This window comes from Roseovarius halophilus (ex Wu et al. 2025) (genome assembly GCF_047086965.1).
On the sequence record NZ_JBKOTX010000291.1, the window covers coordinates 1 to 5,014 of the forward strand.

The 5,014-nt window shown below is 69.4% G+C and carries 6 protein-coding genes; 2 read left to right on the top strand and 4 right to left on the bottom strand.

What is annotated here, in order from left to right:
• Positions 1-711 (bottom strand): hypothetical protein (locus tag ACH107_RS29765; protein WP_412509325.1); only part of this gene is annotated, 711 nt, incomplete at its 3' end.
• Positions 712-835: 124 nt separating this feature from the next.
• Here ACH107_RS29765 and ACH107_RS29770 point away from each other — a divergent pair.
• Entirely contained in the window at positions 836-1,750 is a 915-nt protein-coding gene (locus ACH107_RS29770) for a DMT family transporter (RefSeq protein ID WP_412509326.1), read from the top strand.
• Here ACH107_RS29770 and ACH107_RS29775 read toward each other — a convergent pair.
• Positions 1,689-2,387, bottom strand: a complete 699-nt coding sequence (locus ACH107_RS29775; protein ID WP_310692135.1) for a thiamine diphosphokinase — start codon at positions 2,385-2,387, stop codon at positions 1,689-1,691. The two genes, ACH107_RS29770 and ACH107_RS29775, sit on opposite strands and share 62 nt — an antisense overlap.
• Before the next feature lie 138 nt (positions 2,388-2,525).
• Here ACH107_RS29775 and ACH107_RS29780 point away from each other — a divergent pair, with 138 nt between their 5' ends.
• On the top strand, positions 2,526-3,740 hold the full coding sequence (locus tag ACH107_RS29780) for a hypothetical protein (RefSeq protein ID WP_412509327.1): 1,215 nt from the start codon (positions 2,526-2,528) through the stop codon (positions 3,738-3,740).
• A 147-nt stretch (positions 3,741-3,887) separates the two neighbouring features.
• Here ACH107_RS29780 and ACH107_RS29785 read toward each other — a convergent pair whose 3' ends face one another.
• Together ACH107_RS29785 and ACH107_RS29790 are read right to left on the bottom strand one after the other, a co-directional pair.
• Complete coding sequence (locus ACH107_RS29785; RefSeq protein WP_412509329.1) at positions 3,888-4,739, bottom strand: YihY/virulence factor BrkB family protein; 852 nt, start codon at positions 4,737-4,739, stop codon at positions 3,888-3,890.
• On the bottom strand, positions 4,739-5,014 hold a 276-nt coding region (locus tag ACH107_RS29790; RefSeq protein ID WP_412509328.1), incomplete at its 5' end, for a D-galactarate dehydratase. The genes ACH107_RS29785 and ACH107_RS29790, both read right to left, overlap by 1 nt.

Below are 5,014 nucleotides of genomic sequence, written 5' to 3' on the forward strand. Positions count from 1 at the left end.
GGCGCTGGCCGCGGCGATGCGCGCCATGGCCCCGGCGCTGAGCGCGCCCATGGCACCGGATTGGTCCATGTCGATCTCGAAAGGGCCGCCGGTCATGGCCTCGACCATCGCCTGGCCTGTTGCGCAGAGCTCTTCGTAGCGCCAGACGGTCACGCGAGCCTCGGGGATCGTGGCGCGGATATCGGCCACGACGTCGGGCCAGCGGCGCGGCAGGCGCGCCAGCGCCGCCCGTTCCCGCGCCCCGAAGGGCAACCAGACCCCCTGTTGCGCCACGGTGCTGTGGCACGAGGCGAAAAAGCCCGCGTAATCGCGCACCGACAAAAAGATGCGCGTCTGATCCATGTCCCAGGCGGCGGGCAAGGCCCCCAGCCGCGCGATCAAGCCGGGGTAAAGCGTACGGTGGCGCAGCGTCAGGCGCGGGGTGCCCAGGATGTTTTCCTCGCTCAGCAACAGCCGGCTGCGGCGGTCGCCCAGCGCCCCCGGAACCATGTTTTCCAGCCGCTGCGCCGTGCGGCCCTGGACCTCGGCCACGCGGTCCGGGTGCATCTCGGGCACGGGAAAGACCAGGCTTGGCTCGTCGCGCAGGTCGCCGGGGCCGAGATAAGCCGTTCCCAGTCGCAACAATTCGCGCCGGCGTGCTTCGAATTCACGCTGCAGCAGCGTCGTTGCCGTCTTATGCGCGCCCAGATGCAACGCCAGAGTCGATAACATGGTCCCGGCCCGTTCCTGCTGCCCAGAGCTGATCTAGCCCGACCGATGCCGGCTTGTCCACGGGCCTTTTCAGGGGCCGTTGCCGAGGCCTTGCGCCCCGGACCAACGCCAGTAGCGTGACCGGATGGAGAGTGACCGCCCCTACCTTGGCATCCTGCTGATGCTGGCCTTCTGCCTGCTGGCCCCGCTTGGCGATGCCATCGCCAAGCTGCTGGGCGCCACCCTGTCGATCGGCGCGCTGATAGCGGTGCGCTTCGGGGCACAGGCACTGACACTGCTGCCGCTGGCCTTCGCAATGCGCCTGCCCTGGCCGCGGGGCGCGCGGGTGCTATGGCTTGTCGCCTTGCGCACGGCGCTGCACGTCCTGGGGATCGGGATGATGTTCACCGCCCTGCGCCACCTGCCGCTGGCCGACGCGCTGGCCATCGTCTTCGTGATGCCCTTCCTGATGCTGCTCGCGGGATGGCTCTTGCTAAACGAGGAGGTCGGCCCGCACCGCCTCGGCGCCTGCGCGGCGGGGTTTGTCGGAACCCTCATGGTGATCCAGCCGAATTTCGTCGAATCAGGCTGGCCCGCGCTGCTCCCGCTGGGCGTCGCCGTCGCTTTCGTGGGGTTCATGCTGGTGACCCGCAGGATCGCCAAGGTGGTGGACCCGACCGCCATGCAGGGCGTCTCGGGGCTGATGGCCATCGCCGTGCTGGCCCCTCTGGCGCTGGCGCTGCCCGGCTTGCCGGTGCTGTCCTTCGCGGGGCTGGGCGAGAGCAGCCCCGTCCTTCTGGTGCTGATGGCGCTGATCGGCACCGTCGCGCATCTGTTCATGACATGGTCGCTGCGCTTTGCCCCCTCGGCCACGCTGGCCCCGATGCAATACATGGAAATCCCCTTCGCCACGCTGATCGGCTGGCTGATCTTCCGCGACCTGCCCGACGGGCTGGCCGCCCTTGGCATCTGCGTCACCGTGGCGGCGGGACTTTACATCATCCTGCGCGAGCGGGCCATCTCGCGCCGCCCGTATCCGCCTGCGCCAGAAGCTCCCTGACCACGAGGTCCAGCCGGTCGCGCGGCAGGATCACCAGTATCCCCGGCGCCGCGGGCACCAGCTCCACCGGGCCTGTGGCGCGATTCGAGGTGCCCACCCGCGCATCCGCGGCCAACTCCAGACCCGTCGTGGGCCATTCCAGGCCCTGGCTGTCCACCCGGCCCGGTGCCAACGGATAGACCGAAACCGTGGTGCCCGCCGCCAGCCCCAGCCGCAGGCGCGGCGGGCAGAGGAACACCAGGCTGTCCTGTCCGATCACCAGGCAGGGCCGGTCGGGATGCCGGGCCAGCACGGTGAGCGCGGCAAGTTCGTGATCCAGACGCCCGCCCGAAACGCCCACCGCCAGCACCAGCGGCGCCTCGATCGCCCGCAGCGCCTTGTCGAAATCGGTTGTTTCCTGCTCCGTGACCGGGTGCAGGACCTCGGCCAGAACCTCCTGCCCCGAGGTCGAGAGGCTGTCCATGTCGCCGATCACCGCCTCGGGCGTGTGGCCGGCCAGCAGCGCCGCGTCGCCGCCCCCGTCGGCGGCCACCAGCCGCGGCGCCAGCGCCAGCGCCGCGCGCAGGTCTTCCTCGGCATGATCCGACCCGCCCAGCAGCGTGACCGGCGCCCGACTTGAAACAACAGCCCCTGTCACGCCCGATTAACCATGCGTCGGAAACCGCGTCATGAAAGTGTCACGAAATGATGGTGTTCCAAACATTCTTTCGATCCGCATTGCGAACACATCCTGACAGTCGTAGATTTATGGAGTAGTTCTGTAAACGAGCATCTCATGGTTGAAACACGCAAGACCCTTACGGTCTCTTACGGTGCCTTCTCGTGTACGCTGGACGGGTTCGATGACTCTGTCAGCACGATGACGGCGATCGCCGAATATTTCCGGACTTTGGCAGCGGAGGATCGGTATTTCGGGGCGGTGCCGCCGACGCCGGACGCCGAGATGCTGGCCCGCGTCGCCGAGATAGAAACCGGGCATCGGGTCGAGGCCCGTGCCGAAGCCGGTGGAACGGTGCTGCGCCGGGCCCGACCCGACCCCGGGGACAAGGTACAAACCGAGCCGGAAGATGACCCCGCCCCACCCGCCGGCGACGGCACCGCCACCGGGCCGCAGGACATCCGTTCTGTAGCGCCGCCCGAAGCGGAAAGTGCCGCGCAGGCCCAGCCCGGCGACCGGAGCGCTCCCGATCGCTCATCCGAGGCGGCGGCTGCCGATCCCCGACCAGAGCCCACGACCGCGCCGGTGGAAGATGCGGCCATTGACACGTCCGGGGGTACGTCCGGCCCGTCCCACAGCCTTGCCAACGCCGCGGGGGCGGACGAAGCCGCGCTCGCCCGCCTGCTCGACGAAGCCGACGCCCAGATGCAGGAGCCTGAAGGCAACCGCCGCCGCGCCACCATCGCCCAGCTCAAGGCCGCCGTGGCCGCGACCCGGGCCGAGGGCACGACCCGCCGACACGGTGCCAGCGACAACGCGGACGAGGTCGAAACTGCCTTCCGCGAGGACCTCGACCAAGTGATGCGCCCGCACCGCGCCCCGCGGTCAAGCACGGACCAGAGCGCGGCAAGGGACAAACGCGCCGGTCCGGCGCCGCTCAAACTGGTGGCCGCCCAGCGCGTCGATGGGGCCCCCGGCACCTCTGCCAGCCAACCGGAGGATCCCGCGCTGCCCCACCCGGCGAACATTCGCCCCGAAAGCCCCACCACCGAGGGCTTTGCCGATTTCGCCGACCGCATGGAGGCGCGCGCGCTGCCAGACCTGCTGGAAGCCGCTGCGGCTTATATCACCTTCGTCGAAGGGGCCGAGGCGTTTTCGCGCGCACAAATCCTCCGCCGCGTGCGCCAGGCCGCCCCGCTGGGCTTCAAAAGCGAGGATGGATTGCGTGGCTTCGCCGAGCTTCTGCGCCGGGGGCGGCTGATCCGGGTGCGCGAGGGAGGGTTCCAGGTGGCCGAGGACACGCGCTTCCATCCGCGCAGCCAGGCAAGCTAAACCCGACGCACGAAGGGCCGGCCACCGGCGGCGCGACAATCGGTTGCCGGATCCGCCCACGGCCCCCTGAATCCGAGCGACCATCACCGGCAAGCGCCCCAGCCTGATGGCCCCTGTCCCTGAGGCCTTGGTGTCGCCGCCGCGGCGTCATTCGGGCGAAAGCTCCGAGGACGAGTCCGCGCCGCGATACCGCCGCAACGCCATGTTCAGGGCCGCGCCGAGCAGGACAAGGTAGGACGACAGGTAGAACCACATCAGCAGCGCGATCACCGCCCCGATCGAGCCGTAGACCTCGTTGTAGTTCGAGAAATTCGCAACATAGGAGGAAAACAGGGCCGACATGGCGAACCAGCAGACCACGACCACCCCGGCTCCGGGGGTGAACCAGGCCAGCCTCTCGCGCGCCATGTTCGGCCCGTAGCGATAGAGCAGGCCCAGCCCGAGAACCAGGACCGCGATCGCCACGGCCCAGCGCAGGATCTCGAGAAGCCAGGCCCAGCCCCCGATAAAGGGCAGGAATTGCAGCAGGATCGGCGTGACCACCACCAGAAGCAGCGCCACGATAGCGATTCCCACCAACGCCGCCGTCAGCATCAGCGCAACAAGGACATGACCCAGCCCGCCACGGTTCGGCCGCCCGAAGATGGCGTTCAGCCCGCGCATCAGCGCCGCGACCCCGGCCCGCGCCGACCAAAGCGCCACGCCGATGGACAGCCCGGTCGTCCAGCCCAGGGTCTGGCCGCCCGCGCCCAGCAGCCGGTCGATCTGGGCCGCGAAGAGCCCGAAGGCGCCTGGCGGGATGAAATCGCGCATCAGCTCCAGTTGCCCCTCCACCACCTCGGGATCGGCCAGCAAGCCGAAAAGCGAGATCGTGGCCGCGATACCGGGAAAAATCGCGAAGAGCGCGTAGAAGGCCACCCCGGCCGAGATCAGGCTGGCGTTCTTCTCGTCGGCATAGGCCAGACCCTGGCGCAGCTCAGTCCAGCCCAGCCGTGCCATCACCTGGTGAACAGGATCAGCTCGGGCAGGCCGGTCAGAGGCGCCTCGAGAAGGCGCATGGCCGCCAAGCTGACCTGACTGCCTGCCCCTGGATCACCGCCCGCCGGGCGCAGCTCAACCGCGATGCTGGTGCCCGCGGAGGGGTTGTCGGCACGCCCCTCGACCACACCGTCCACCAGCGGCGTCTTGATCCAGATCCCCGGCTCCGCGGCCGACCCGAGCGTCGCGATGGTCCGGCCCAGCCGCCGCGCCCCGGCATCGGCGGCGCCCGCGAC